Raw genomic sequence first — 25,535 nt, forward strand, 5'->3', positions numbered from 1 at the left:
CACAGAACGGCCCTACCACTTGCCGGGGGCGTAGTCCTTCAGGAACACCCCGTACAGATCCTCACCCTGCTCGCCGCGCACGATCGGGTCGTAGACGCGGGCCGCGCCGTCGACCAGGTCGAGCGGGGCGTGGAAGCCCTCCTCGGCGAGACGCAGCTTGTCGTAGTGCGGGCGCTCGTCGGTGATCCAGCCGGTGTCGACCGAGGTCATGAGGATGCCGTCGGCCTGGAACATCTCCTGGCCGCTGGTCCGCGTCACCATGTTCATCGCGGCCTTGGCGGCGTTGGTGTTCGGGTGTCCCGCGCCCTTGTAGCCACGGCCGAAGACGCCCTCCATCGCCGAGACGTTGACGACGTACGCGCGGCCGCTGGCCGCCTTCCTGGCTGCGTCGGCCATGGCCGGGCGGAGCTTGCTGATCAGGATGAACGGCGCCGTGTAGTTGCACAGCTGGGTCTCGAGGAGTTCCACCGGGGAGATCTGCTCGATGGTCTGCACCCAGGTGTTGGTGTCGACGACGTCGGGGACCAGACCGCCCGCGTCGATGGCGGTGCCGTCGAGGTGCCGGGCGATGCTGGCGTTGCCCGCGACCAGCGCGAGGTCGGCGACCTGCTGAGCGTCGATGCCGGAGATTCCGGCGGGCAGTGCGGCCAGCCCGTCGACCGCGCCGGAGCCGAAGGCGCCGATGACATGGTGGGCGGGCAGCTCGCCGGCCGGCAGCGGCGCGCTCTCGCCGTCGACCAGGGCGGCGTACGCGGAGGGCAGCCGCCGGACGGTCTGCGTCGCGTTGTTGACGAGGATGTCGAGGGGGCCCGCCTCGGCGACCTGGTCGGCGAGGGCCACGGCCTGCGCCGGGTCGCGCAGGTCGATGCCGACGACCTCCAGACGGTGCATCCAGTCCCCCGAGTCGTCCATGGCCTTGAAGCGGCGGATGGCGTCCTTGGGGAAGCGGGTCGTGATCGTCGTGTGCGCGCCGTCCCGCAGCAGCCGCAGCGCGATGTACATGCCGATCTTGGCGCGGCCGCCGGTGAGCAGGGCGCGCTTGCCGGTGAGGTCGGCGCGCACGTCGCGCTTGTCGCGGTTCAGACGGGCGCACTCGGGACAGAGCTGGTGGTAGAAGTAGTCGACCTCGACGTACCGGGTCTTGCAGGTGTAGCAGGAGCGCGGGCGCTGGAGTATCCCGGCGATCCGGCCCTCCTCGGTGACCGAGGACGGCAGGATGCCCTCGGTCTCGTCGTCGATGCGCTGGGCGGAGCCGGTCGCGGTGGCCTCGGTGACCGCCTTGTCGTGGGCGGTCTTGGCGGCCCGGCGGTCCTGGCGGCGGCGCTGCTTCACGGTGCGGTAGACGCCGGCGGTGGCCCGGCGCACGGCGATCGCGTCGGGGTGGTCGACGTCCAGCTTGTCGAGCTCGTCCAGCACGGCGAGGCAGACGGCGAGCCGCTCCGGGTCGATGCCGGGCCCGTACACGACCTCGTCCACGACCTCCTCCGTGACCGCCGTCGAGCCGTCCTCTGTCACCGTCATCGCGCTGCCGCTTCCCTGATCACCCGTGCGGCGCTCCGACCGAGTCCGCCCTCGAAGGAGGAATTTTACGGAGCGCCGGGCCGCTCCTCCAAACCCGTTCCCGTCAAGAGCCGCAGGCCGTGATGAGCGTCTCCACCTCGGTGGTCAGGGCGCGGGCGAACCGGTCGAGGTCGGGGACCGCCTCGGCGTCGGCGACGAGCCCGTAGTGGATCCGGCCGCGGTAGGTGGAGACGGCGACCGCGAGGGCCTGGCCGCGGGCGAGCGGGGCGTACGGGAAGACCTCGGTCACCGGGTTCCCGCCGAGCTTCAGGCCGAAGCCGGGCAGGGGCACGCTGGTGACGAGGATGTCGAACCAGAGCCGGGCCGCGTGGCCGACCAGCGGGCCGCCGAGGCGGTGGCCGAGGGCCGGGACGTGGTCGGCGAGCAGGGCGACGGCGCCGGCGCCCCGGCCGGGGCCCGCGTCCTTGTTGCGGTCCATGGCGGCGCGGACCGTGGCGAGGCGGCGCAGCGGGTCCGGGTCGTCGACGGGAAGCCGCATCAGGTATCCGGAGAGCCGGTTGCCCTGGGGGTGGGCGGTGCGCGGGCGGCGCTTGGAGACGGGGATGAGCGCGCGCGGCACGACGCCCTCGCTGCCGTCGCCGCGTTCGTCGAGCCAGCGGCGCAGCGCTCCGGCGACGACCGCGATCAGCACGTCGTTGACGGTGCCGCCGGCGACCTTGCGGACCCGGTGCACGTCGTCGAGGTCGATGACGACGCCGGCGGTGCGGCGGGTGCCGGTGGACACGGCGGTGAGGGCGGGGGTGGGGCGCATGCCCAGGGTGTGCACGGCGACGGAGGCGCCGATGTCGAGGGCGCGGCCCACGTCGGAGACGGCTCCGCGCAGCAGGCCGGGCAGTCTGCGCACGTCGGGGAGGATCCCGCGGGCCGGTGCGGCGGGGCGGGGGCGGGGGGCGGGCAGATCCATGGGGTCCAGGACGGCCGCGGCCAGGGCCAGGGCGCGCAGTCCGTCGGCGAGCGCGTGGTGGAACTTGAAGAGCACGGCGAAGCGACCGCCGCCCTCGTCGGGCAGGACGTGGGCCTCCCAGGGCGGGCGGCCGCGCTCCAGGGGACGCTCCATGAGCCGCCCGGCCTCGGCCTGGAAGTCGGCGGTGGGCGCGTGCAGCGTGACGTGGTGCAGGGGATCGAAGTCGGGGTCCGCCTCCCGGGTCGCGCCGCCGAAGGCGAGCGACCGGCGCAGGTCGAACGGTTCCGAGCGGTCGAACGGCCGCCACAGGTCCCGGATCCGCATGCGCAGTCCGGGAACGGCGGCGGCACGGGCCGCGAGCAGGTCGGCGGCGTGGGCGCCCGCGGTGGGCGACTGCGCCGTGAAGACGCCGAGCGCTCCCAGGTGCATGGGGTGCTCGGCCGACTCGAGGTTCCAGAACGCCAGGTCGAGGGGGGCCAGCAGATCATCAGCAGTCAAGGGCTTGCCTCGCGTCGGCTCAGAGTGGAGGCCATCAGTCAAGCGCGCCCGAGCGATTACGGTCAAGTACGATCAAGCTACACACAGTTAACAGCGCATTAAGTTCAGGACACCTGCTGGCCCTTACCCAGGGCAATCACGCCGCCCTTCGACACCGTGTACAGCTCCGCGTCCCGCTCCGGGTTCACGCCGATGGTCGCACCCGGAGGGACCTCCACGTTCTTGTCGAGCACCGCCCCGCGCACGACCGCACCCCGTCCGATGTGCACGTTGTCGTGCAGGATCGAGCCCTGCACGACCGCTCCCGGGTCGACCACCACACCCGGCGACAGCACCGAGCGGGTGACCTGTCCGCGGATCAGACACCCCGAACTGATGATCGACTCACCGGCGATGCCGCCCGCGTTGAAACGCGCGGGGGACAGCTGGCCCGAGTGGGTGTAGATGGGCCAGCTGCGGTTGTACAGGTTGAAGGCGGGGCGCTCGGCGATCAGGTCCATATGGGCGTCGTAGTACGCGTCGAGCGTGCCGACGTCCCGCCAGTAGCCCTGGTCCCGGGTGGTCTCGCCGGGCACGTGGTTGTCGTGGAAGTCGTACAGCTGGGCCTCGCCGCGCTGGGTGAGCGCGGGCAGGATCGAGCCGCCCATGTCGTGGACGGAGCTCTCGTCCTCGGCGTCCCGCTGGAGCGCCTCTATGAGCGCCTTGGTGGTGAAGATGTAGTTGCCCATCGACGCGAACACGCTCTCCGGGTCGTCGGCGAGCCCCGGCGGGTCGGCCGGCTTCTCCAGGAAGCGTTCGACCGTCAGCCCGTCCGAGCCCGGGGTGATCACCCCGAAGGCGGAGGACTCGCCGCGCGGGACCCGGATCCCGGCCACGGTCACGCCCGCGCCGCTGTCGATGTGCTGGCTGAGCATCTGGCGCGGGTCCATGCGGTACACGTGGTCGGCGCCGAACACGGCCACGTACTCGGGCCGCTCGTCGTAGACGAGGTTCAGCGACTGGAGGATGGCGTCGGCGCTGCCGAGGTACCAGCGCGGGCCGAGCCGTTGCTGGGCCGGGACCGGCGTGACGTAGTTGCCGAGCAGGCTGGACATCCGCCAGGTGGTGGTGATGTGCCGGTCCAGCGAGTGCGACTTGTACTGCGTCAGTACACAGATGCGCAGGACGTCCGCGTTGACCAGGTTGGACAGCACGAAGTCGACGAGCCGGTACGTGCCGCCGAAGGTGACCGCTGGTTTGGCGCGGTCAGCCGTGAGAGGCATCAGGCGTTTGCCCTCACCACCCGCCAGCACGATTCCGAGCACCGATGGCCCACCACGACGCATGGCCGCTCCCCTCACCCTGGTTGAACCATGGTTGCCCCCGGCCGGGGGAACTAAGCCTGTTTGACGATCTCCTCGTACAGCCCGACCGTCCGCCGGGCCACCGCGTCCCAGCCGAACTCCCCCACCGCGCGCGCCCGCCCGGCCTCGCCCATCCGGCGGCCGGCCGCCGGGTCACCGAGAACCGCGTCCAGCGCCCGTGCGAGGCCCGCCTCGAACTCGTCGTCCACCTCCACGAGTGTCCCGGTCACCCCGTCCTCGACGACCTCCGGAATGCCGCCGACCCGGGAGGCCACGACGGGAGTGCCGCAGGCCATCGCCTCCAGATTGACGATGCCGAGCGGTTCGTACACCGAGGGACATACGAACACGGCTGCGTGCGTGAGGAGTTGGATCACCTCGGGACGCGGCAGCATCTTCGGGATCCAGTGCACGCCGTCACGGGCCCGGCTCAGCCCGGCGAAGAGATCGCGGAACTCCTGGTCGATCTCGGGGGTGTCGGGCGCTCCCGCGCACAGCACGACCTGCGCCGCGGGGTCGATGTCCCGGACCGCGCGCAGCAGATGGGGCACGCCCTTCTGCCGGGTGATGCGGCCGACGAACAGCACGAACGGGCGGTCCGGGTCGAGGCCGATCCGGGTGAGGGCGTCGGTGCCGTGATCGGGACGGTACAGGGCGGTGTCGATGCCGTTGTGGACGACGTGGACCCGGTCCGGGGCGAGCGTCGGATAGCAGGCGAGGATGTCCTCGCGCATCGCCTGGGAGACGGCGATCACCGCGTCGGCCGCCTCCACCGCGGTCCGCTCGGCCCAGCCCGACAGGGCGTAGCCGCCGCCGAGTTGCTCGGCCTTCCAGGGCCGCAGGGGCTCCAGCGAGTGCGCGGTCACCACGTGCGGGACGCCGTACAGCTCCTTGGCGAGGTGGCCGGCGAGGTTGGCGTACCAGGTGTGGGAGTGGACGAGCTCGCGGCCTTCGAGGGCGGCCGCCATGGCGAGGTCGACGGAGAAGGTGCGCAGCGCGTCGTTGGCGCCGTCCAGCGCTGACCAGGGGCGATGCCGCTGGACCCCCTCGGTGCGGCCCTCGCCCCAGCAGTGCACGTCGAGGTCGACCAGCCGCCGCAACTCACGGGCCAGGAACTCCACATGGACGCCCGCACCGCCGTACACGTCCGGGGGATACTCCCGGGTCAGCAGTCCCACTCGCACCCGGAACCCCCACATCTCACTCAGCGACCGGCTCCCTTCATGGTCACCCAGACGGGGCGCGTGGGGAAGAGCGCGGGGGTCGTGTGAAGCAACAGTCGCCGCAGACGCCCCCGCCGGGCACCCGGTAGTACAGGCAGCAGCTGCGGCGGCGGAACGCGGTGCCGGCCGATGTCCCGGTGTCGGTGAGGAGCGTCCCGGTGTCCGCGAGGAGGGGGTGGGTGAACAGCTCCGCGGTGAGGGCACGCGCGCGTGCGGCGACATCGGGGCGGCCGTGCGTGCGGGCCCACACATCCAGCTGCCGGGCGGCCCCGGCCAGCGCGGATCCGGAGTTGCCCCGCAGCAGGCCCGGCGCGACCGGATGGCGGGCGCGCAGCGCCGCGGAGAGGGGTTCGAGGTGCCCGTCGAGGACCGTCGCGGCCACGGTCGCCGCGTCCCCCGGCCGGTCCCGCACCTCGGTCAGCCACAGGTCGTCCGGGGCGGTGGCGTCCGGGTCCCAGCACAGCAGCCCCGGCGCGAGGTCGGGAGTGCTCCCGTACAGGACGGCGCAGCCCAGCGTCACCGACCAGAGGCGGGCCGCGAGGCCCTGCTGCGCCACCGAGGCCCCGATCCGGTCCTCGGGGGCGCGCAGCGCCCGGGTCACCTTGCGGACCCGGAAGGCCAGCGGATCCCCGTGGACGTGCGGTGCCGCGCTCCGGGAGGTCTCCCCGCAGGCCGGCTCCCCGTAGGCCCGGGCGAGGGTCGGCGGCGCCGCGGCCGGCTCTCCGGTGCCGCCCGGTCGGGTGCGCAGGGCGAAGAAGGGGCCGAGCGGGCGCAGCGCGGCGAGATCGGGGTCGAGGTCCACGAAGTGCAGTAGTACCAAGGCCGTCAGGGCCCGCGCTCAGGGGGATCCCTGGTCCGTCACCCGCCTGAGGGAGGACAGCGGGCCTTCAGTACTCCATCGGTAGTAGGACCCATTGGGTGCTCAGGGACGACGACGGGAACAGATCCACAGGGCATCGTGTTGGTTATGAGAGCCGACCGTTCGCCGCGCCGGGCCCCGCGCCCCCGCCTCACGCAGAGGATCAGCTGATGAGCGCCCTCGCGTTGTCCGTGGTCCTGTCGCTCGTCTCCGCTGTCGCGTACGCGGCAGGGGCGATCGTGCAGGAGCAGGTCGCGCTGTCCTCGCCCGACGAGGAGTATGCCCCGCTGCGCCGTCCGGGCTGGTGGGCGGCGGTGGCGTTGAACGGTCTCGGCGGAGTTCTCCACGTGGTGGCGCTCGCCTACGGTCCCCTCAGTCTGGTTCAGCCGCTGGGCGCGCTGACCATCGTGTTCGCGTTGCCCATGGCCGCCCTGTTCGTCGGCCGCAGGGCCGGGGCGACGGCCTGGCGTGGCGCGATCATGGCGACGGTCGGTCTCGCCGGTCTGCTGTCCCTGGTGGGGGCGGCGGACGCACAGTCGCTGAGCACCCCGCAGCGGGTCAGCGTGGCCGTGGTCACCGCGGCCGCGGTCGTGACCCTGATGGTGGCCGGGCGGGCCGCGCACCGGCACCCGGCGGTCCGCAGCATGCTGCTGGCGACCGCGTCGGGCATCGCGTTCGGCATGTCGTCGGTGTTCACCAAGACCGTCGCGGTCGACTGGACCGGTGGTGTCTCGACGGCCGACATCCCGTCCCTGGCCGTGATCGGCGTGCTCGCCACGGCCGGCATGCTGCTGTCCCAGGCCGCCTACCGGGGCGCGGGCCTCGCGGCCCCGCTGGCCACGCTGACGGTGGTCAACCCGGTGGTGGCGGCCGCGGTCGGCATCACGATGTTCGGCGAGACCTTCCGCTACGGCACCACGGGCACCGTGCTCGCCCTGGGCTGCGGTGTGGTGGCGGCGGGCGGACTCATCCTGCTCACGACGGAGCGTCTTCAGGGCGCTCGGCCCGAGACGGCGGCGGCTGCTCTACCGGACGCGCGGACCCCGGCGGACAGCGGCACGGCGGAGGTGTCGGCCACCGTCCCGGCGGACGGGAAGACCGGCGGTGCGACGGACGGGATCCGGTTCCCCGAGCAGTCGCGCGCACTGCGTCCGGAGGACGTGCGGTCGGCGGAAGCGGTACTGGGGGACCTGCGGCTCGCCGGAGCGTCGGCGGCCTTGGAGCAGGCACGGTCGGCGCAGGCGCGGGAGACGGACGCACGGGCGGCAGACGTACGGGCGGCAGACGCACTGAAGGAACGGCTCGTCCTGGCTCCGGCCACCGCCGACGGCGAGGACCGCTACGAGGAGGACCCGTCCGGCGGGGACGTGCCTCCGTCGTTCTACACCCCGCTGTACGGGGGTCTGTACGTCCCGATGCCGGTCGTGGGCCGGCATCGGGAGCGCGTCAAATCCTGACGCCGCCGGCCCGGAGATACGCCACCGGGTCGACGTCCGTCCCGAAACCGGGCCCGGTCCGCACCTCGAAGTGCAGATGCGGGCCCGTGCTGTTGCCGGTGGAGCCGGACCGGCCGATGCGCTGTCCGCCGCTCACCGACTGCCCGTCCCGTACGGAGATCGCCGACAGGTGGGCGTACTGCGAGTAGCGGCCGTCGCTGTGCCGGATGACCACCTGGTACCCGAAGGAACCGGCCCAGCCCGCGCTCACCACCTCGCCCGCCTTGACCGACTGCACGGAGGTGCCGGTGGGCACGGGGAAGTCGACGCCGGTGTGGTAGCCCTTCGACCAGGACGAACCCGTGGCGTGGTACGGCGTTCCGGTGGAGGCGCTGACGGGCGAGACGAGGGAATGGCCGGTCGTCGCCTTGTGGCCGGTGTCTTTCGTCTTGGTGCTCTTGGCCGGCTTGCTCTCCTTGGCGCCCGAGGAGGTCTTCGGCTTCTCCGTCCGGGGCCCGGTGCTGCTCGGGGCCTTGGTCGCGGCGGCCGCCCGGCCCTCCAGGCTGAGTCGCTGACCGGGCAGGATCAGGTCGGGGTCGCCGCCGATGGTCGTCCGGTTGGCGGCGTAGAGCCCCCGCCAGCCGCCCTTGACCTCCTCGGTGTCCGCGATGCCGGAGAGGGTGTCGCCGCGCACCACCGTGTACATCTGCGCGGTGCCCGCACGGGACTGAGGTGTGCTCTGCGGCCGTACGTCGTCCAGGGACGTCTTCGACGTCTTGGGAGCCGCCTTGGCGGACGGCTGGGACGACGCCGGCTTGGAGGACTTCGTCGTGGTGCCGTTCGGGTGGATGTCGGGGGTGTCGCCGCCCCGGCTCAGTCCGGCCCGCACCGAGCAGACGGGCCAGGCGCCGGGGCCCTGCCCGTCCAGCACCTTCTCGGCCACGGCGATCTGCTGGTCCTTGGTGGCCAGATCCGCACGGGGCGCGTACCGCGTACCGCCGTACGCCTCCCAGGTGGACTGGGTGAACTGGAGTCCGCCGTAGTAGCCGTTGCCGGTGTTGATGTTCCAGTCGTTGGTCGACTCGCACGCGGCGACCTTGTTCCAGGTGTCCACGTCGGCCGCTTGAGCTGCACCGGTGCCGATCAGCGGCAGCGCCATACCGGCGCCGCCCGCCGTGACGGTGAGCGAGGCCCGGTTGATCCTGTTCGGCTGATACCGGCGGTGCCGGCCGCGTACGGCCATGGAGATCCCCCTCGACATGCGTCAGGAGGGGCAAAAGTAAGGGCGGCGAACAGGCCATGACAAGGCGACAACCGGCCGCTCCGACGCGCGGGCGAACACCGGACGCCCCGGGCGGGAATCCGGCCGCGGAACCCGTCAAGATGGTCCAGGACGACACTGACCGAATGCACGGGCACACCCCTGGAGGATCCAACCGTATGAGCACTTCAGCTCAGATCGGCGTCACGGGACTCGCGGTCATGGGCCGCAATCTCGCCCGCAACTTCGCACGCAACGGCTACACGGTCGCGCTGCACAACCGCACGGCGGCACGGACGCACGCCCTGGTCGAGGAGTTCGGCCACGAGGGCGAGTTCGTCGCCACCGAGACCGCCAAGGAGTTCGTGGCGGCACTGGAGCGGCCCCGCCGCCTGGTGATCATGGTGAAGGCCGGTGAGCCGACCGACGCGGTGATCCGGGAGTTCGCCCCGCTGCTCGAACCCGGCGACATGATCATCGACGGCGGCAACGCGCACTTCGCCGACACCCGCCGCCGCGAGCGCGAACTGCGCGAGCAGGACATCCACTTCGTCGGCACGGGCATCTCCGGTGGCGAGGAGGGCGCGCTGCACGGCCCGAGCATCATGCCGGGCGGCTCGCCGCAGTCGTACGAGTCGCTGGGCCCGATGCTGGAGAAGATCTCGGCGAAGGCGGCGGACGGAACGCCCTGCGTCACGCACATCGGCCCGGACGGCGCCGGCCACTTCGTGAAGATGGTCCACAACGGCATCGAGTACGCCGACATGCAACTGATCGGCGAGGCCTACCAGTTGCTGCGTGATGTCGCCGGGTACGAGCCCGCGCAGATCGCGGACATCTTCCGCACCTGGAACACCGGCCGCCTCGACTCCTACCTGATCGAGATCACCGCCGAGGTGCTGTCCCACGTGGACACGGCGACGGGCCGGCCCTTCGTGGACGTGGTGGTCGACCAGGCGGAACAGAAGGGCACCGGTCGCTGGACGGTCCAGATCGCGCTCGACCTGGGTGTTCCGGTGTCGGGCATCGCGGAGGCCGTCTTCGCGCGGTCGCTGTCGGGGCACGCGAAGTTGCGCGAGGCCTCGCGCGGCCTGGCGGGACCGACCGCGTCCGCTTTGGGCAAGGCGGAGGCGCAGGCCTTCGCCGACCGGGTGGAGCAGGCGCTGTACGCCTCGAAGATCGTGTCGTACACGCAGGGCTTCCACGAGATCGCCGCGGGCAGCGAGGAGTACGGCTGGGACATCGATCTCGGCGCCGTCTCCTCGATCTGGCGCGGTGGCTGCATCATCCGCGCGGCATTCCTCGACCGGATCCGCGCCGCGTACGACAACCGGGCGGATCTGCCGAGCCTGCTGTCCGACGAGACCTTCGCCTCGGAGATCGCGGCGGCGCAGGACCCGTGGCGTGAGGTGCTGGTGTCCGCGACGCTCCAGGGCGTGCCGACGCCCGGGTTCGCGGCGGCGCTCGCCTACTACGACGCGTTGCGCGCGGAGCGGCTGCCGGCGGCGCTCACGCAGGGCCAGCGGGACTTCTTCGGGGCGCACACCTACCGGAGGGTGGACCGCGAAGGCGCGTTCCACACCCTGTGGGGAGGCGACCGGTCGGAGACGAAGGCGTAGACCTTCGAGGACGTCGGGACATCACGGTGGGCGGCGGTCCTGCGTCGCCCACCGTGGTCCCGTCAGGTGAGGGGCGGGCCGGGCTCCGGGCTCGGGACAGGTTCCGGACCCGGTGGGATCGGGGACGGCGAGGGACCCGGGGGCGGGCCGGGCCGCGGCGGCGGCGTCGGGTCCGGACCCGGCGGCGGCTCGGGAACGGGCACCGGGCTGGGGAACGGCTCCGGGGGGCCCGGGACCGGCCCCGGCGGCGGCCCCGGCTGGACGGGATCGGGCTCGACAGGGTCGGGGTGGACGGGGTCGGCGTACGGGTTCGTCATGGTGTCCTCCGGCCGGATGCGAGGCTTGGCTCTGGACTCATCCCCCGCGTACCCGGGGCGGCCGCGGCCACTCACCCGGGTGGGCTCACCCGGTCGGCCCCCGTCGGCGAGGCGCCGCGCACGTCGCCGGGATCAGAAACGGCCCGGGTGCGCGCGCAGCCAGTCCTTGGCCGCGCGCAGCAGCTCGGGGTCGGCGGCCGGAGCCTCGTCGGGGTGACGCTCGGCCCACTTCACGACGTACGGACAGAGCGGCGCCACGGGGATGCCCTCGCGCCCGGAGGCGGCGTACAGCTCACGCGCGAGCGACCCGGCGATGCCCTTGCCCTCGTGGGCCGGCTCGACGACGGTGTGCACCGGCACCAGGGCGGGCGCGGGCGACTCCAGTACGAAGTACTCGATGCGGCCCACGACTTCACCGCCGTCGCCGAGGGCCTCCAGGCGGCCCGCCGCCCGGTCGTCGCGGATCTCGATGTCGCTCATGGGCACTCCCGGTGCGATGCGTGCGAGGGCTGCTGCGGTCAGACCGACACCGCCTGCGGGCTGCGCTCCTGGTCGGAGCCCGGTACCGGCTCCGACGGGTCCGCTCCGAGGGCCACGATCCGGTTGTCACGGTCCACGTGCACGACCCGCGGCTCCAGGGCCCGCGCCTCGGCGTCGGTCACCTGAGCGTAACTGATGATGATCACCAGATCGCCGGGGTGCACGAGATGGGCGGCGGCCCCGTTGATACCGACGACACCCGAGCCGCGCTCGCCCTCGATGACGTACGTCTCGAGCCGCGCCCCGTTGGTGATGTCGACGATGTGGACGAGCTCCCCCGGCAGCAGATCGGCGGCGTCCAGCAGGTCGGCGTCGATGGTCACCGATCCCACGTAGTGCAGGTCGGCCTGGGTGACGGTGGCACGGTGGATCTTGGACTTGAAAACTGTACGAAGCATGAGGAAACTCCCGTTTTGTCTGCTCCCTGCCTGCTTCTTGCAGGTCAAGGGCAATATTCGGAGGCTACAACGTTTCGCACGTGTGGTCAGCCGTCGCTGGGTGTTTGAGGACTCACACTGACCCGCCGCTGACTTTTCCGACGGCGCGCCAGTCGCATGAGAGGGCGCCTGATCGCTTAAGAGCTCCGAAGAGCTCCGAACAGAAGTGGGAGTCCGGCGCGCGACGCCTGGCACGCACGCTCCGGCGCCTTGCTTCGCACGCACCGGACGCCGCGCGCTGATCGGACTCCCGGGAATGACGCGCTGGCGTTGTACCGCGCGAGGCCTCGTCCGTCAGCCTTCGCCGTGCTGCGTGGCCGTCTTCGAGTAGTTGTCGTGCCAGGCGGCCTTGGCGCCCGAGTCTCCGATCCGGTAGACGTCCACCACGGCGCCGACCGCGACGGCGACGGAAAGAATCGCGATCGCGCCCCGAACGAGTACCGGAAGAGACCGTGCGGCACCCGACGTGCCGTCCGCCGCGGGTGCCGAGCGGCGGGCCGTCCACCAGACGACGGCCGAGATCACGAAGAGGCCGAGAGCCCAAGGCAGCAGGCCGTCGCCGAGTTCGGCGTGCTTGCGCACCAGCGGGTCGCTGCCGACGTGCTGTTCCAGCCACTCACCCGCGTGGGTGGACACCGGCACGGTAGCCAGCGTCACGAGCGTGAGGACGGGCAGGATCAGACCGAGCCGCCGGGCCGCGCCGGGCCACACCGCGCACGCTATGAGTGCCAGAGCGCTCAGAGGCACGAGCACGATGACGAAGTGCACGAACAAGATGTGTGCGGGCAGTCCGTTGACGATCGTGAGACTCATACGGGCCTTCTCCATGGGGGGTTGGTCGGACGGAAAGCGCGGAATGGATCTTCGGAGGAACCCGCGCACCTTTTCACAGGGACTTCTCAGTTGCCTCTGAGTCCCGCCGGGACCACTGCCCCCTCGGGGCCCGGGCGGTCCGGATCAGGGAGCGAGTGAGAAGTAGCTCTCCTCCTCCTGGCTGAAGTGCAGGCGGAGCACGGAATGGAGCCCGTACAAGCAGGCCCGCAGGTCGTCGATCTGTTCCGGCCTCAGCCCGCCCGCCTCGTCCGCCATGCGCAGGTGCGTCGTGATGCGGCGGGACAGGCGCGCGATCTCGGTGTGGGCGCGGCTCATGGTTTCGGTCGTTTCCGGTCCGCCGAGTTGTCTGTTCAGCGCGGGGTAGAGCTGGTGCTCCTCCGCGAGTTCGTGGGGGAGCAGCCGGGTGGTGAGCAGGTGGTCGACGTGGCGCACGGCGGCCAGCGATCCCGGACCGTCCTGCGCGGAGAGCAGTCCGGCGGCTTCACGGATGGCGTCCAGTGCGTCCCTGAGGTCGTCGTGTTCGGCGGCGAAGCGGTGGATGAGGTGCTCGGCGTCCGGTTCGAGAGCGGTACGAGCGCCGCGAGCCGGCAGCAGCGCGCGCAGGGCGTTGAGGATGACAGCGACGTCGATGGCTTCCTGGAGAAGGGCTCCGACGGCGGGCGGCAGCCATCCCAGGAGGGCCGCGATCATGGCGACCAGCGACAGCGCCATCCCGCCCGCGGCGCTCTGGACCGCGATCCGGCGGGCCCTGACGGCGATCTCCATGGCGTCGGCGAGACGGTCCACCCGGTCGGTCGTGAGGATGATGTCGGCGGCTTCGGAGGTCGCGGTGGAGCCGCGGGCGCCCATGGCCACGCCGATGTCGGCGGCGGCCAGGGCGGGTGCGTCGTTGACGCCGTCACCGACCATGACGGTGACGGCCCGTGCGCGTTCGGCCCGTACCGCCGCCACTTTGTCGGCGGGAAGCTGACCGGCCCGGACATCGTCGAGGCCCAGCACCGCTCCCACCTCTCGGGCGGGCTCCGCGCGGTCGCCGGTGAGCATCAGCAGCCGGGTCAGCCCCGCCGACCGCAGCCGGCGGACGGTGCGGGGGGCGTCGTGGCGCAGCGGGTCCTGGAGCAGGACGGCTCCGGCGAGCACGTCGTCGACGGTGAGCCAGGCGATGGCGGCCCCGTCGAGAACGGCGCGGTTGTCCACGGCATGGGCCCAGTCGGGGAGTGCCGCCTGAGGGACGCCGGACCTGCCGACGGCGAGACGGAGACCCTCCACGGTGCCGGCGGGTCCGCGCCCGGGCTCCTCCGTGACATCGGCGGGCATGGACAGCGTGAGATTCCGGGTACGTGCCTCGCGGACGATCGCGTCGGCCAGCACGTGCGCCGAGACCTGGTCGAGCGAGGCGGCCAGCCGCAGCACCTCGGAAGGGGAGCGCCCGGGGGCGACGGCGACCGCCAGGACGCGCGGGCGGCCCGCGGTCAGGGTGCCGGTCTTGTCGATCACCAGGGTGCGTGCCCGGCCCAGTCGCTCCAGCGCCCCGCCGTCCCGGACGATGACACCGTGGCGGGCCGCCCTCGACAGGCCGGAGACGACGGCGACCGGCGCGGCCAGCAGCAGCGGGCAGGGGGTCGCCACGACGAGGACGGCGACCGCGCGTTCGGCGGATCCGCTCAGCAGCCAGGCGAGGCCGGCCATCCCCAGGGACAGGGGCAGGAACCACGCCGCGTACCGCTCGGCCAGTCGCACGGTCGGTGCCCGCTCCGCGCCCGCGTGCTGAGCCATCCGTACGATCTCCGCGTACGTGCTGTCCTGCGCTGTGGCGGTCGCCCGGAGTTCGAAGACACCGCCCGCGTTGACGACGCCACTGCGTACGGGCTCGTGCGTGCCGCGCTCGACCTGGGCGGACTCGCCGGTCAGCACGGACTCGTCGAGTTCCGCCGTACCGGCCAGGACGGTGCCGTCGACGGGGACCACGTCTCCGGGGCCGACCACGAGCACGTCGCCGACGACGACATCGGCGAGCGGGACCACGGCCACGTTCCGGCCGGTGCGGCGGCGGGCCGAGCGGGGTGCGTGCTCCAGCAGGGCCCGCAGGTCGTGGGAGGCCCGGCGCTCGGCCGCGGCGTCCAGCGCCCGGCCGGTCGCCAGCATCAACGCGATCAGCGCCCCCGCCAGGTACTCCCCCACCGCGAGGGTCCCGACCAGCGCCAGCACGGCGATCAGGTCGACGCCGGCCCTGCCCTTCCGCAACGCGGCCACGACCCAGGCCACGGCGGGAACGACGGCGAGGACCGTGCCGGCCGCCCAGCAGGCGTCGGCGACGCTCTGGCTCCCGGCCGCCCAGGCGATCCCTCCGCTGAGCAGGGCGACCGCGGTCGCGACCAGCAGCGCCGGTTCGAGCAGCCTGCGGACATCCCGGGCCCTCGGCTCCTGCCCGTCCCTGGTGTCTCTCCTGTTCGACACGGCAACGACCCTTCGGCTTCTTCTCCAGACACGTCGCTCCCCCGGGCGCAACAGCGTCTCCGGGTGTCCATGGAACCGCGCCTACCGCGCCGGACGGCAGGGCCGAACGGTCCACGCCATGACCCCACCGGCCGATCCGGGCAAGGCCGACAAAACCGTACGATGTCGGCGTGCTGGTTCTGGTGGTCGAGGACGACCCGGGTATCGCCGCCTCCCTGGTGCTGGGCCTGGAGCGGGCCGGGTACCAGGCACGCGGCGTGGGCACCGGGCGGGAAGCGCTGGCGGCGGTCCCGGAGCCCGATGTGGTGCTGCTCGACCTGGGGCTGCCCGACCTGGACGGCATCGAGGTCTGTCGGCGGATACGGAGCCGCTCCGACGCGGCGATCATCGTGGTGACGGCGCGCGGCGAGGAAGCCGACCGGGTCGCGGCCCTGGACGAGGGCGCCGACGACTATCTGGTCAAACCGTTCGGCCTGGCGGAGCTGCTGGCACGGATCCGGGCCGTGCTGCGTCGCGTCCAGCCGTCCGACTCCGAGTTGTTGCGGCACGGCCCTCTCGCGGTGGACCTGCGGACCCGCAAGGTGACCGTCGACAGCCACGAAGTCGCGCTCACACCGAAGGAGTTCGACATCCTGGAGTGCCTGGCCGCCGACCCGGGGCGGGTGGTCACCCGGCAGGAGGTCCTGGAGCGCGCCTGGGACGCCCACTGGTACGGCCCCACCAAGGTGCTGGACGTGCACATCGCGGCGCTGCGCCGCAAGCTCGGCGTACCCGGGCTGGTGGAGACCGTGTACGGCCGCGGATTCCGCCTCGGCGTACCCGAGCCGGGCCAGGACCCGAACTCAGGTGCGCGATGACCCGGCGTATCGCACTGACCTTCATGACGCTGATCGTCCTGCTGCTGGTGCTGGCGGTGGTGCCGCTGGGGCTGTCCATGACGCAGCGCGAGCAGACCTCCTTCCGGGACACGACCGAGGCGGCGAACCGGACGGTCGCCGCCACGGCCGAGGAGAACCTGTCGGACCATCGGTCTCCCGCCGCCATGCGTCGACTGCTGGAACAGGCTGAGCGCGCGGGGGACTGCGCCGCGGTCTTCGACGCGGCGGGACGCGTCGTGGCGGCCACCGATTGCCCCGGGCGCACAGGTGAGGGCGATGAGGACGATCAGGCCGCGGACAGCTGGGGCGACCTGACGCACCAGGTGATCGTCCACCCGGGAACAGTGTCGCGTGAGCGGGACGACCGGCTGGTCGTCGCGGAGCCGATCGGCGACACCGTGCATCCGGTCGGGGTCGCCGTGCTGTCCCGGTCGGCGGAGGGCATGCACGACCGGATCACCGCGATGTGGGGGTGGCTGGCGCTGATCGGCGTCGGCGCCCTGGTCGCGGGCGTCCTGCTGTCGGTGGCGCTGGCCCGCTGGGTCGGGCGCCCGCTGCGGGCGGTGGACGCCGCCGCGCTGCGGCTCGGCGAGGGCACGCTGGACGTACGGGCACCGGGCGGGCGGGGACCGCAGGAGGTGCGCAGACTCGCCTCGACGTTCAACACCATGGCGGCCCGCATGGAGACGCTGATCCACGGGCACCGGGCGGTCGTCGCCGACGTCTCGCACCAGCTGCGTACGCCGTTGACGGCGCTGCGGCTGCGGCTCGACCTGCTGGCGGCGGGCGCCGACGACTCCACGGCGGCGGAGTTCGCCGGAGCGCAGGAGGAGATCGCCCGGCTGTCCCGGCTGGTGGACGGGCTGCTGGCGGTGTCCCGGGCGGAGAACGCGGTGCCCAGGCCGGTCCCGGTCCGGGTGGACCAGGTGGTGGACGACCGGGTCGTCGCGTGGGAGCCGGTGGCCCGGGAGCGGCGGGTGTCGCTCACCGGGCGCTGCGGCGCCCGGCTGACGGCGTACCTGGGGGCGGGGGATCTGGAGCAGGTGATCGACAACCTGGTGGCCAATGCCCTGGACGCGGTGGGGGAAGGCACGGCGGTACGCATCGAGGGAGAGGCGGTGCGTGAACGGGTGCTGCTGCGCCTGGCGGACAACGGGCCCGGGATGAGTGAGGCGGCGCGCGAGGCGGCGTTCCGGAGGTTCGGCAATCCGGAGGCGTCCGGCAGCGGCCTGGGGCTGGCCATCGTGCACCGGCTGGTCACCGCCAACGGCGGCACCATACGACTGGAGGACACGGCCGGCGGCGGGCTGACCGTGGTGCTGGACCTTCCCGCGCTGCCGCCGCAGGGGCCGTCGCGCGGCCCGCGGGCGGGATCTTAACCTCTTGTGAAGAACTCCTGAACCGGTTCCCGACGGGCCGCGAGGCAGCCTGGTGAGTGGGACAACCGGCCTTCCTGGCGAGGAGTTCATCCATGCCTTTTCCTGAGCAGCCCGAAGATCCGGACCGATCCGTGAAGGACGCCGTCCGGCGCCGTGAACGAGGGCGGCGGCGGGTGAGCGCCACGACCCGCTGGGCGGCGGCCGCGGCCGCCGCGGGGACCGCCGTACTGGGCGCCGGTTACGCGCATGTGATCCCTGGCATCGCCCAGACCACCGCACCCGCCGGTCACGGCAGCGGCACGTCCACCGGCACGACCGGTGGACTGCAGCCCTCGGGGCAGGCGCCCACGCCGACCCCGCAAGCCCCGCAGACGCAGTCGGGTGCGTCGTGAACGCCACGCCGGCGGGTGCCGTCGGTCGCGACGGAAGCACCGCGGGCACCACGCTCCCGGCCGGAACGGCTCACCCCGCCACCGCTCGTCCGGCCCACGCCGAGCCCGCCACCGCGGTCTTCGCCGCGCTCGGTACCACGGCCGTGCTCCTCACCGCGGACCCGGCCCGCGCCGACGACGCACTGCTGATCCTGCGGGCCGAGCTGGCCGCCATCGACGCGGCGTGCAGCCGGTTCCGTCCTGACTCCGAGCTGTCCCGCGCCAACATCACCGCGTGCACCGGGCCGGTGCCGGTGAGCTCTCTGCTCGCCGAGGCCGTGGAGGCCGCCCTGCGCGCCGCCGAACTCACCGACGGGGCCGTCGACCCCACCGTGGGCCCGGCGGTCGTGGCCCTCGGCTACGACCGCACCTTCACCCAGGTGGCCGCACGGCGGCCCGAGGACACCGGGCCGACAACCGCGCCGCGCCCCGCCGCGGGCTGGCGAACCGTCCGCTGGGACCCTGCGCTGCGCCTCCTGCGCCTTCCCACCGGCACGACGCTGGACCTCGGCGCCACGGCCAAGGCCCTGGCCGCCGACCGGGCGGCCCACCGGGCGGCTGCGGCGGTGGGCTGCGGGGTCCTGGTCAACCTCGGCGGCGACCTCTCGGCGGCCGGCGAACCACCGCACGGCGGCTGGCGGGTCGCGATCGCCGACGACCACGCGGCCCCGGACGCCGGCGCCGGACACCCGGTCGTCTCGATCCGCGACGGCGGCCTCGCCACGTCCGGCACCACCGTGCGGACCTGGCGGCGCGGCGGCCGGACACTCCACCACATCGTCGACCCGGCCACCGGCGACATCCCGCCGCCCGTCTGGCACACCGTCAGCGTCGCCGCTGCCAGTTGCGTCGACGCCAACACCGCCACCACCGCCGCCCTGGTCCTCGGCGAACGCGCCCCCGACTGGCTGCGCGGCACCGGCCTTCCGGCCCGTCTCGTCCGCACCGACAAAAGCGTGCTGTACCTGGGGGCCTGGCCCGCCGACGGAGACGACCGATGAACGGCGCCGTCCTGCTCGCCTCGGGTCCGAGCCCGCTCTGGTACGCCACCCGGGCCGGCGGCACGGTCTCCCTGGTCCTGCTGACCGCAACGGTCGCGCTCGGCATCGCGGCGGCGGGACGGTACGCGCCGGTGCGCCTGGGCCGGTTCGAGGTGTCCGCGCTGCACCGCAACCTGTCGCTGCTCACCCTGGCCTTCCTTGCGCTGCACATCGTCACCGCCATCGCCGACAGCTACGCCCACCTCACCTGGCCGACGGCCTTCGTGCCGTTCATCGGCTCCTACCGTCCACTGTGGGTGGGCCTGGGCGCGGTGGCCCTCGACCTCCTGCTGGCGGTCGCTCTCACCAGCGCGGTCCGCGGGCGGCTGGGCCGGCGCCGCTGGAAGGCGGTGCACCGGCTGGCGTACGCGGCCTGGCCGGTTGCGCTCTTCCACGCGGCGGGTACCGGCACGGACACCCGTCTGAGTCCGCAACTGGCGCTGTACGCGGCCTGTCTGCTGACCGTCGTGGCCGCCGTGTGGTGGCGGCTGGTCCGGGCCGGGACGCAGGCGGCCCGGGTCCGCCGGTGGGCGACAGCGGCCCTGCTGCTGGTGCCCGCGACGCTGGTCGCCTTCCTGGCCGCGGGCCCGTTGCAGCCCGGCTGGGCACACCGCGCCGGCGGCACCTCGCCGACACCTGCGCCCGCCACCGCCCCCGCGGTCCCCCACCAGTCGCCGACGCCCCAGCAGCCCACCCAGGAAGACGAACACGAGGGAGACGACGGCGAATGAACCACGACACTGGGACCCTCCTCGCCGGAGAACATCCGGCGGCACCCCACGGCCCGTACGGCGAACGCCTGCTGTCCGGCTGGTACGACACCGGCCGGACCGCCGACCTCACGGAACACCTCGCCCGCTACGGCCCTCCCCCGCTGCTCCAGGCACGCAGCCGCGGGAGCGCCATGCCACTGGTGCGCGCCGTGGAGGAGGCCGGGCTCACCGGCCGCGGCGGTGGCGGCTTTCCCACCGGCCGCAAACTCCGCTCGGTCGCCGGGGCGAGCGGCCCGGCCGTGCTCGTGGCCAACGGGATGGAGAGCGAGCCGGCCAGCCACAAGGACGAGGTACTTCTCTCCTTCGCCCCGCACCTCGTTCTGGACGGCGCGGCGCTGGCCGCCGTCGCGGTCGGCGCGAACGCGGTGCATCTGTGTCTGCCCCGCACCCGGGCGGCGCAGGTGGACCAGCTCACCGCGGCGGTCGCCGAGCGGCGCCGTGCCGGGCTCGACCCGGTTCCGGTGCAGGTCCACGCGCTGCCTCATCACTTCGTCTCCAGTGAGGAGACGTCCCTGGTGAACTGGCTGAACGGCGGCGACGCCCGCCCCCGGTCGACCCCGCCCCGGCCCTTCGAGAAGGGCGTCGGAAAACGGCCCACCCTGATCGGCAACGTGGAGACCCTGGCCCACCTCGCACTGATCGCCCGCTACGGCCCCGCATGGTTCCGTGAGGGCGGAAGCACCGGGGCACCGGGCACCACGCTGGTCACGGTCTCGGGCGCCGTGCATCGGCCAGGGGTGTACGAGATCCCGGCGGGAAGCACGGTGACGGCGGCGTTGAACCGTGCGGGCGGCTCGCAGGGACGCCTCGGCGCCGTGCTGGCGGGCGGCTTCTTCGGCAGCTGGCTTCCGGTGCCGCTGAACACCACGGCTCCGGACCGTGGCGCGGGCGTGCTGGTGGCACTGCCCGAGGGCACCTGCGGGCTGGCCGAGACGGCAGCCGCGCTGGGCTACCTGGCAGCGCAGAGCGCCCGGCAGTGCGGGCCGTGCCGGTTCGGCCTGCCGTCCGTCGCCGAGGACTTCGCCGCCCTCGCCCGGGGCAGCGCCGACGCCCAGCTGCTGAACCGGCTGCACCAGCGTCTCGGACTGCTCCCGCGACGCGGCGCGTGCAGCCATCCCGACGGCGCGGCACGGCTGGCCGCCTCGGCGCTGCGGGTCTTCGCCGACGACGTCCACCGGCATGCGCACACCGGACCGTGCGGAGCCGCGTTCGCCCCCCTCGTCCTCCCGGTGCCCGACGCCCGCCTCCCGGAGGAAGGGGAATGGCGATGACCCGTACCCGGACCCACGTCCTCGCCGTCGATTTCGCCGCCTGTGACGGCCACGGACTCTGCGCCGAACTGCTGCCCGAGCTGGTCGGCTCGGACGAATGGGGCTACCCCGTGCTCCGGGACTCCACGGTCCCGCCGGACCTGCTGTCCCACGCCCGACGCGCGGTCGCCGCGTGCCCGGTGATGGCACTCCGCCTCAACCGCGTCCCCGCTCCCGCACCCGACCGGCCCCCGAGCCGCGCCTCACGGCCGGCGGGCGCTTGACGACGACCAGCAGTGACCGTGCGGCCCGACGCCTCCCCGCTGATCGAGCGGTTCCGCCCGGATTTCTGGGCAACGTTCTTCCCCGACAGCTCGCCGACGGCACCTGGCAGCCCGCCGACGAGACCGACCCCCGTATCGAGGCATGGCACACCGCCTACCGGTCCTTCGGCATCAACCCCCGCCGTATCCGGCCCAGCGTCGACGCCCTCGGCCGCCGACTCGCGAAGAAGGGCACCCTGCCGCGCATCAACCCGGCCGTCGACTCGTACAACGCCGTCTCCGTGCGGCACGCCCTGCCCGCGGGCGCCTTCGACCTCGACCACGCCACCGGGGACGTGGACCTCCGGTATGCCGACGGCACCGCGGAGTTCACCCCGCTCGGCGAACCCGGCACCACCGAGCGCCCCAAGGCCGGCGAGATCATCTACACCGACACCACCGACGTCCTCACCCGCCACTGGAGTCGACTGAACGGCGCGCGTCGGCCTTGGCCCTCTGCGCCGCTTCCCGCCCGGGCGTGCGGGGGCTCGTGGGCCGGCCGTGCGACGGACCGCCGTGCGCGGCCACTGGATCTGGTGCGCTCCGAGAACCCGCATGCGCGTTAGCGTGATCCTCTGCCGCATGGAGCGTCCATGTGCCGGGTCGGCCCGCACGAGGGTCTGCGACGGGGAGTGACGGAACTGCGATGAGTGAACTGACGAAGCCCGAGGTCGACGTCCCGGAGGGTGCTGCGCCTGCCGAGCTGACCATCCGGGACCTGGTCGTCGGGAACGGGGCCGAGGTGAAGCCGGGCACGGTGGTCAGGGTCCACTACGTCGGGGTGACCTTCGAGACCGGGAAGGAGTTCGACTCCTCCTGGGACCGTGACCAGCCGTTCAAGTTCGCCCTGGGCGGCGGCAGGGTCATCAAGGGCTGGGACCGGGGGTTGAGGGGGATGAAGGTCGGCGGTCGGCGCGAGATCGTCGTTCCCCCGCGTCTCGGCTACGGCAACCAGTCGCCCTCGCCGTTGATCCCGGCGGGCTCGACTCTGGTCTTCGTGGTGGACCTGCTCGACTCGTACTCCGGCACAGGCGGCTGGAGCAACGCCCGCTGACCCAGACCGTTCCTGTTCCGCGCCCTCGCCCTCGCCCAGCGGGATCATCAGCGGCCGGTTCCCAGCGGATCGGTCTGGACGTGCGTGGTCCGCCGTCCGCGCGCGCAGGCCTGCTGTGAGTGAGGCGACGATCTGATGCGTCGGAGAGGGGATCTCGGTGACGACGTCGAGGTCACGGCTGAAGCGTTGAACGGTGGTCCGGTGCCCTGGCGGTAGCGGCGGGCTCCGGCGCGCTCCCGCTCCCGGCGGCGGGCGGTGCGGTCGGCGGTTTTCGGACCTCGCTCACCGTCAGACAGGCGAGTTCGCTCCCGCGTACGCCACGAAGAAGGCCGGCGAGACCGGCAGGAAGAACCACCGACGGTGGGGAGCCACGTAGCGCGTCTCCGCCGCCGTGAGGGGTGTCGAACCGGCCTCGCCGGCCCGGCCGCAGTGCCGGACGGGTGCCCGGAACCGCGGCGCTCGCGTCTCAGCCGCTGCTCTCGGTGCCAGCGCTCGTCTCGCTGATCTCGACGTGCCGCGGCTTTGCGACGTCGGCCTTGGGGACCGTGATGCTGAGCACCCCGTCCCGCATCTCGGCCTTGACCTTGTGGGTGTCCAACTCTCCGGGCAGGCGCAAACGGTACTCGAAGGCTCCGACGCGGCGGGTGCTGCGGCGCAGGACGCCCTTGCGCTCCCGCTCTTTGATCTCTCCGGTGACCACGAGTTCGGGACCGTTGGCCTCGACGTCGATGTCCTTGCTCTTCACACCGGGGAGTTCGATCTCGATGTGGAACGCGTCCTCGGACTCCGACACGTCCGCGAGAGGCGTCCACGCGACCGCGGGTGTCGCGCCGACCGTCGACTCCAGCAGGCCGCTCATCTGGTTGAGCAGATCGTCGAACTCGACCAGGGGATTGAGAGGGGTGGGTGCCCAGACGGGCCTTTCCTGCAGACCGCCACCGCGGTGGCGCCGGACGGGCATGGCCATCGCCATCGCCTCCTTCTTCCTTCTCGTGATCTCATCGCCCGCCGTTCCTCATGCGAGCCATGCGGACACTTTGTGACGTAGGCGTGCGGGGACGTCCGAGCCGTCCGCGGCAGCGGACGTGCCCGTGGTGCCGGGTGCGGCCGAGTGCCCCAGGTGCCGGTGCACGAAGTGGATGGCCATCGCGCCCTCACCGGCCGCCGAGGCCACCCGCTTCACCGAGCCGCTACGGACGTCCCCTGCCGCGAAGACCCCGGGCAGGCTGGTCTCCAGGGTCATGCACGAGCGCCCGCGGCCGTGCCACACCTCGGGGTGGGCGCAGGCTTCCTGGGCCTCCGGACCGGTGAGGACGAAGCCGCGGGAGTCGAGGGCGATGATGCCGGCGAGCCACTCGGTGTGGGGGGCGGCGCCGGTGAAGACGAACAGGCCCTGTACCGCGAGCCGGCGGTGCCCGCCCGTGCGGTTGTCGACCACGTCGAGCTCCTCCAGCACCTCGTGGCCGATGACCTCGGTGACCTCGGTGTGCAGCATGACCTCCACCCGCGGATGGCGCTCGACCTGGTCGACCAGGTAGCGGGACATGTTGGCGTCAAGGCTGGGTCCTCGGACCAGCAGATGTACCTTCGGCGCGTACCCGGCGAGGAACAGCACCGCCTGGCCCGCCGAGTTGCCTCCGCCGACGACTGCCACCGGGTCGGTGCGGCACTGCTGGGCCTCGTAGACGGTCGCCGAGTAGTGGACGCTCGTTCCCTCCAGGCGTTCGATGCCGGGCACCTGGAGCCGGCGGTAGCGGGCACCCGTGGCCAGGACGACGGCACGGGCGGCGATCTCGCTGCCATCGGCGAACGTCACCACGTAGTGGTCCTCGTCCGTGAGATGGAGACCGGTCGCCTCCACCGGAATGCTGATCCTGGCACCGAACTTGTCGGCCTGGAGCACGGCGCGTTCGGTGAGTTCGGCGCCGGAGATGCCGGCGGGGAAACCGAGCAGATTCTCGATGCGGGACGACGTGCCGGCCTGGCCACCGGTGGCCATCGCCTCCACCACCGTGGTGCTCAGTCCCTCGGAGGCGGCGTACACCGCGGCAGCGAGGCCGGCGGGTCCGGAGCCGACGATGAGGACGTCGCCGTGACGGATTCCGGCGGGCAGTGACGGCAGGCCGATGAGCCGGGCCAGTTCCGCGTTGCTGGGGTTGCGCAACAGGGTGGTGTCCCGCCAGATGACGAGCGGTGTCTCCTCCGGGCCGACGCCGAAGCGGCGCAGCAACTCCTCGGCCTCCTCGTCGGTCTCCAGGTCGATCCAGCGGTGCGGCAGCCGGTTGCGGACGGCGAACTCGCGCAGCCGCCTGGTGTCGGGCGAGTAGCGCGAGCCGATGATGCGGAAGCCGGCGCCCTGTCCGACGAGCAGCGCGCGACGGCCCAGACAGGCGCGCAGCACGACGTCCCCGAGGGTGGAGTCCTGGGCCACCAGGTGGCGCAACTGGTCCAAGGAGACGACGAGGACCTCGCCCGGCTCCCTGGCGACAGCGGTGTAGAAGGCCACCTGTCCGTGCAGGAGCCCGAGTTCGCCGATGAAGCGACCGGGGCCGTGCACGCGCAGCACGTGCTCCTCGGGAGTGCCGTAGTCCTCGACGACGGCGACGGTACCGCTGAGGACGACGAAGAACGTCTCGCAGCGCTCCCCCTCCTGGATCAGCACGTCGTTCGAAGCCATGCTCCGGCGTTGCCCGTGCTCCGCCAGACGCGCCGTCTGGTCCTCCGTAAGGCGCGGATACGCGCCGTAGACGTCCGGGGTCTCCCGGAAGACGGCCTCGTCCGCTTCCTCCGGCACCGGTCCTGCGCCCGGCAACGACTGGTCGCCGGACATCAGACGAACGCCTCGTGTACGTAGCACCAGCGCCAGTCCTCGCCGGGCTCGAACGACTGCACGATCGGATGGGCGTCGGCAGCTGCGTGCCTACGCGCGTGCTTGTTCGGCGAGGAATCACAGCAGCCGACGTGCCCGCAGGTCAGGCAGAGCCTCAGGTGGACCCACGGGGAGCCGAGCAGCAGACACTCCTGACACCCTTCTGGGGTCAGCGGCTGGACCGGCCGGACAAGCGCGAGGTGGGGGTCTGCGTGCAGGGTCATCCGGA

General features: G+C 72.6%; 24 protein-coding genes. 11 read left to right on the top strand and 13 right to left on the bottom strand.

The features are described 5' to 3' along the window. Positions 1-12 precede the first annotated feature (12 nt). From OHU34_RS06635 to OHU34_RS06655, 5 genes are all read right to left on the bottom strand, one after another. Positions 13-1,521, bottom strand: a complete 1,509-nt coding sequence (locus OHU34_RS06635; protein WP_230196624.1) for an SDR family NAD(P)-dependent oxidoreductase — start codon at positions 1,519-1,521, stop codon at positions 13-15. A gap of 103 nt (positions 1,522-1,624) precedes the next feature. Beyond that, positions 1,625-2,983: a wax ester/triacylglycerol synthase family O-acyltransferase gene (locus OHU34_RS06640; RefSeq protein WP_142267265.1), complete on the bottom strand. Its 1,359-nt coding sequence runs from the start codon at positions 2,981-2,983 to the stop codon at positions 1,625-1,627. A gap of 104 nt (positions 2,984-3,087) precedes the next feature. Beyond that, entirely contained in the window at positions 3,088-4,308 is a 1,221-nt protein-coding gene (gene glgC, locus OHU34_RS06645) for a glucose-1-phosphate adenylyltransferase (RefSeq protein WP_230196625.1), read from the bottom strand. 50 nt (positions 4,309-4,358) lie between these two features. Further along, positions 4,359-5,510 carry a glycogen synthase gene (gene glgA, locus OHU34_RS06650; protein ID WP_142267263.1) on the bottom strand — a complete coding sequence of 384 codons (1,152 nt, stop codon included), beginning with the start codon at positions 5,508-5,510 and terminating at the stop codon, positions 4,359-4,361. Positions 5,511-5,553: 43 nt separating this feature from the next. Continuing rightward, positions 5,554-6,351 (bottom strand): (2Fe-2S)-binding protein, encoded by a 798-nt coding sequence (locus OHU34_RS06655; RefSeq protein ID WP_142267262.1) that lies wholly within the window; start codon positions 6,349-6,351, stop codon positions 5,554-5,556. A 227-nt stretch (positions 6,352-6,578) separates the two neighbouring features. On the opposite strand from OHU34_RS06655, the gene OHU34_RS06660 reads away from it, so the two are divergent. Beyond that, positions 6,579-7,865: a DMT family transporter gene (locus OHU34_RS06660; RefSeq protein ID WP_405765330.1), complete on the top strand. Its 1,287-nt coding sequence runs from the start codon at positions 6,579-6,581 to the stop codon at positions 7,863-7,865. Here OHU34_RS06660 and OHU34_RS06665 read toward each other — a convergent pair. Next, the gene (locus OHU34_RS06665) at positions 7,855-9,087 is read right to left on the bottom strand and encodes a transglycosylase family protein (protein WP_142267260.1); all 1,233 of its coding nucleotides are present in this window, start codon (positions 9,085-9,087) and stop codon (positions 7,855-7,857) included. The two genes, OHU34_RS06660 and OHU34_RS06665, sit on opposite strands and share 11 nt — an antisense overlap. Positions 9,088-9,284: 197 nt before the next feature. Between OHU34_RS06665 and gndA the strand changes: the two genes are divergently transcribed. After that, positions 9,285-10,724, top strand: a complete 1,440-nt coding sequence (gene gndA, locus OHU34_RS06670) for an NADP-dependent phosphogluconate dehydrogenase (RefSeq protein WP_142267259.1) — start codon at positions 9,285-9,287, stop codon at positions 10,722-10,724. Positions 10,725-11,173: 449 nt separating this feature from the next. Here gndA and OHU34_RS06675 read toward each other — a convergent pair whose 3' ends face one another. The 4 genes from OHU34_RS06675 to OHU34_RS06690 all read right to left on the bottom strand — a co-directional run bounded on the left by OHU34_RS06675 (position 11,174) and on the right by OHU34_RS06690 (position 15,309). After that, complete coding sequence (locus OHU34_RS06675; protein WP_020127502.1) at positions 11,174-11,521, bottom strand: GNAT family N-acetyltransferase; 348 nt, start codon at positions 11,519-11,521, stop codon at positions 11,174-11,176. Between the two features lie 38 nt (positions 11,522-11,559). Then, positions 11,560-11,979: an aspartate 1-decarboxylase gene (panD, locus tag OHU34_RS06680; protein ID WP_142267257.1), complete on the bottom strand. Its 420-nt coding sequence runs from the start codon at positions 11,977-11,979 to the stop codon at positions 11,560-11,562. Positions 11,980-12,312: 333 nt separating this feature from the next. Beyond that, positions 12,313-12,831, bottom strand: coding sequence for a DUF2231 domain-containing protein (locus OHU34_RS06685; RefSeq protein ID WP_200839873.1), 519 nt, complete (start codon positions 12,829-12,831; stop codon positions 12,313-12,315). A 144-nt stretch (positions 12,832-12,975) separates the two neighbouring features. Continuing rightward, positions 12,976-15,309, bottom strand: coding sequence for a heavy metal translocating P-type ATPase (locus OHU34_RS06690; RefSeq protein ID WP_372481797.1), 2,334 nt, complete (start codon positions 15,307-15,309; stop codon positions 12,976-12,978). 170 nt (positions 15,310-15,479) lie between these two features. Here OHU34_RS06690 and OHU34_RS06695 point away from each other — a divergent pair, with 170 nt between their 5' ends. From OHU34_RS06695 to OHU34_RS06735, 9 genes are all read left to right on the top strand, one after another. After that, positions 15,480-16,166 (top strand): response regulator transcription factor, encoded by a 687-nt coding sequence (locus tag OHU34_RS06695; protein ID WP_142267254.1) that lies wholly within the window; start codon positions 15,480-15,482, stop codon positions 16,164-16,166. Then, positions 16,163-17,566 (top strand): ATP-binding protein, encoded by a 1,404-nt coding sequence (locus OHU34_RS06700; RefSeq protein ID WP_405765337.1) that lies wholly within the window; start codon positions 16,163-16,165, stop codon positions 17,564-17,566. Before OHU34_RS06695 ends, OHU34_RS06700 begins: the two co-directional genes overlap by 4 nt. A gap of 173 nt (positions 17,567-17,739) precedes the next feature. Beyond that, positions 17,740-17,958 (top strand): hypothetical protein, encoded by a 219-nt coding sequence (locus tag OHU34_RS06705; RefSeq protein ID WP_142267252.1) that lies wholly within the window; start codon positions 17,740-17,742, stop codon positions 17,956-17,958. Beyond that, the gene (locus OHU34_RS06710) at positions 17,955-18,998 is read left to right on the top strand and encodes an FAD:protein FMN transferase (RefSeq protein ID WP_405765341.1); all 1,044 of its coding nucleotides are present in this window, start codon (positions 17,955-17,957) and stop codon (positions 18,996-18,998) included. Before OHU34_RS06705 ends, OHU34_RS06710 begins: the two co-directional genes overlap by 4 nt. Beyond that, complete coding sequence (locus OHU34_RS06715) at positions 18,995-19,768, top strand: ferric reductase-like transmembrane domain-containing protein (protein WP_142267250.1); 774 nt, start codon at positions 18,995-18,997, stop codon at positions 19,766-19,768. Before OHU34_RS06710 ends, OHU34_RS06715 begins: the two co-directional genes overlap by 4 nt. Further along, positions 19,765-21,081, top strand: coding sequence for an NADH-ubiquinone oxidoreductase-F iron-sulfur binding region domain-containing protein (locus OHU34_RS06720; RefSeq protein WP_230196631.1), 1,317 nt, complete (start codon positions 19,765-19,767; stop codon positions 21,079-21,081). The genes OHU34_RS06715 and OHU34_RS06720 overlap by 4 nt, the downstream gene beginning before the upstream one ends. After that, on the top strand, positions 21,078-21,344 hold the full coding sequence (locus OHU34_RS06725; protein ID WP_142267248.1) for a ferredoxin: 267 nt from the start codon (positions 21,078-21,080) through the stop codon (positions 21,342-21,344). The genes OHU34_RS06720 and OHU34_RS06725 overlap by 4 nt, the downstream gene beginning before the upstream one ends. Continuing rightward, positions 21,341-21,949, top strand: coding sequence for a B3/4 domain-containing protein (locus tag OHU34_RS06730; RefSeq protein WP_405765346.1), 609 nt, complete (start codon positions 21,341-21,343; stop codon positions 21,947-21,949). The genes OHU34_RS06725 and OHU34_RS06730 overlap by 4 nt, the downstream gene beginning before the upstream one ends. A gap of 80 nt (positions 21,950-22,029) precedes the next feature. Then, positions 22,030-22,437 carry an FKBP-type peptidyl-prolyl cis-trans isomerase gene (locus OHU34_RS06735; RefSeq protein WP_405765349.1) on the top strand — a complete coding sequence of 136 codons (408 nt, stop codon included), beginning with the start codon at positions 22,030-22,032 and terminating at the stop codon, positions 22,435-22,437. Positions 22,438-22,903: 466 nt separating this feature from the next. Here the strand turns inward: OHU34_RS06735 and OHU34_RS06740 are convergent, their stop codons facing one another. From OHU34_RS06740 to OHU34_RS06750, 3 genes are read right to left on the bottom strand one after another with little or no spacing between them, the layout of a single operon-like run. Beyond that, positions 22,904-23,404, bottom strand: coding sequence for an Hsp20/alpha crystallin family protein (locus OHU34_RS06740; RefSeq protein WP_142267245.1), 501 nt, complete (start codon positions 23,402-23,404; stop codon positions 22,904-22,906). Positions 23,405-23,452: 48 nt separating this feature from the next. Further along, positions 23,453-25,267 carry an FAD-dependent oxidoreductase gene (locus tag OHU34_RS06745; protein WP_405765352.1) on the bottom strand — a complete coding sequence of 605 codons (1,815 nt, stop codon included), beginning with the start codon at positions 25,265-25,267 and terminating at the stop codon, positions 23,453-23,455. Further along, positions 25,267-25,530 (bottom strand): UBP-type zinc finger domain-containing protein, encoded by a 264-nt coding sequence (locus tag OHU34_RS06750; RefSeq protein ID WP_142267243.1) that lies wholly within the window; start codon positions 25,528-25,530, stop codon positions 25,267-25,269. Before OHU34_RS06750 ends, OHU34_RS06745 begins: the two co-directional genes overlap by 1 nt. Between the last annotated feature and the right edge of the window lie 5 nt (positions 25,531-25,535).

Origin of the sequence: Streptomyces sp. NBC_00080 (genome assembly GCF_045041255.1) — a bacterium.
Taxonomy (GTDB): Bacteria; Actinomycetota; Actinomycetes; order Streptomycetales; family Streptomycetaceae; genus Streptomyces; species Streptomyces coriariae.

Excerpts from the sequence above, each read along its gene's own strand:
- OHU34_RS06635 (WP_230196624.1), bottom strand. The coding sequence starts at position 1,521 with ATGACGGTGACAGAGGACGGCTCGACGGCGGTCACGGAGGAGGTCGTG.
- glgC (WP_230196625.1), bottom strand. The coding sequence starts at position 4,308 with ATGCGTCGTGGTGGGCCATCGGTGCTCGGAATCGTGCTGGCGGGTGGT.
- OHU34_RS06660 (WP_405765330.1), top strand. The coding sequence starts at position 6,579 with ATGAGCGCCCTCGCGTTGTCCGTGGTCCTGTCGCTCGTCTCCGCTGTC.
- OHU34_RS06665 (WP_142267260.1), bottom strand. The coding sequence starts at position 9,087 with ATGGCCGTACGCGGCCGGCACCGCCGGTATCAGCCGAACAGGATCAAC.
- gndA (WP_142267259.1), top strand. The coding sequence starts at position 9,285 with ATGAGCACTTCAGCTCAGATCGGCGTCACGGGACTCGCGGTCATGGGC.
- OHU34_RS06675 (WP_020127502.1), bottom strand. The coding sequence starts at position 11,521 with ATGAGCGACATCGAGATCCGCGACGACCGGGCGGCGGGCCGCCTGGAG.
- panD (WP_142267257.1), bottom strand. The coding sequence starts at position 11,979 with ATGCTTCGTACAGTTTTCAAGTCCAAGATCCACCGTGCCACCGTCACC.
- OHU34_RS06685 (WP_200839873.1), bottom strand. The coding sequence starts at position 12,831 with ATGAGTCTCACGATCGTCAACGGACTGCCCGCACACATCTTGTTCGTG.
- OHU34_RS06700 (WP_405765337.1), top strand. The coding sequence starts at position 16,163 with ATGACCCGGCGTATCGCACTGACCTTCATGACGCTGATCGTCCTGCTG.
- OHU34_RS06715 (WP_142267250.1), top strand. The coding sequence starts at position 18,995 with ATGAACGGCGCCGTCCTGCTCGCCTCGGGTCCGAGCCCGCTCTGGTAC.
- OHU34_RS06720 (WP_230196631.1), top strand. The coding sequence starts at position 19,765 with ATGAACCACGACACTGGGACCCTCCTCGCCGGAGAACATCCGGCGGCA.
- OHU34_RS06725 (WP_142267248.1), top strand. The coding sequence starts at position 21,078 with ATGACCCGTACCCGGACCCACGTCCTCGCCGTCGATTTCGCCGCCTGT.
- OHU34_RS06735 (WP_405765349.1), top strand. The coding sequence starts at position 22,030 with ATGAGTGAACTGACGAAGCCCGAGGTCGACGTCCCGGAGGGTGCTGCG.
- OHU34_RS06740 (WP_142267245.1), bottom strand. The coding sequence starts at position 23,404 with ATGGCCATGCCCGTCCGGCGCCACCGCGGTGGCGGTCTGCAGGAAAGG.
- OHU34_RS06745 (WP_405765352.1), bottom strand. The coding sequence starts at position 25,267 with ATGTCCGGCGACCAGTCGTTGCCGGGCGCAGGACCGGTGCCGGAGGAA.
- OHU34_RS06750 (WP_142267243.1), bottom strand. The coding sequence starts at position 25,530 with ATGACCCTGCACGCAGACCCCCACCTCGCGCTTGTCCGGCCGGTCCAG.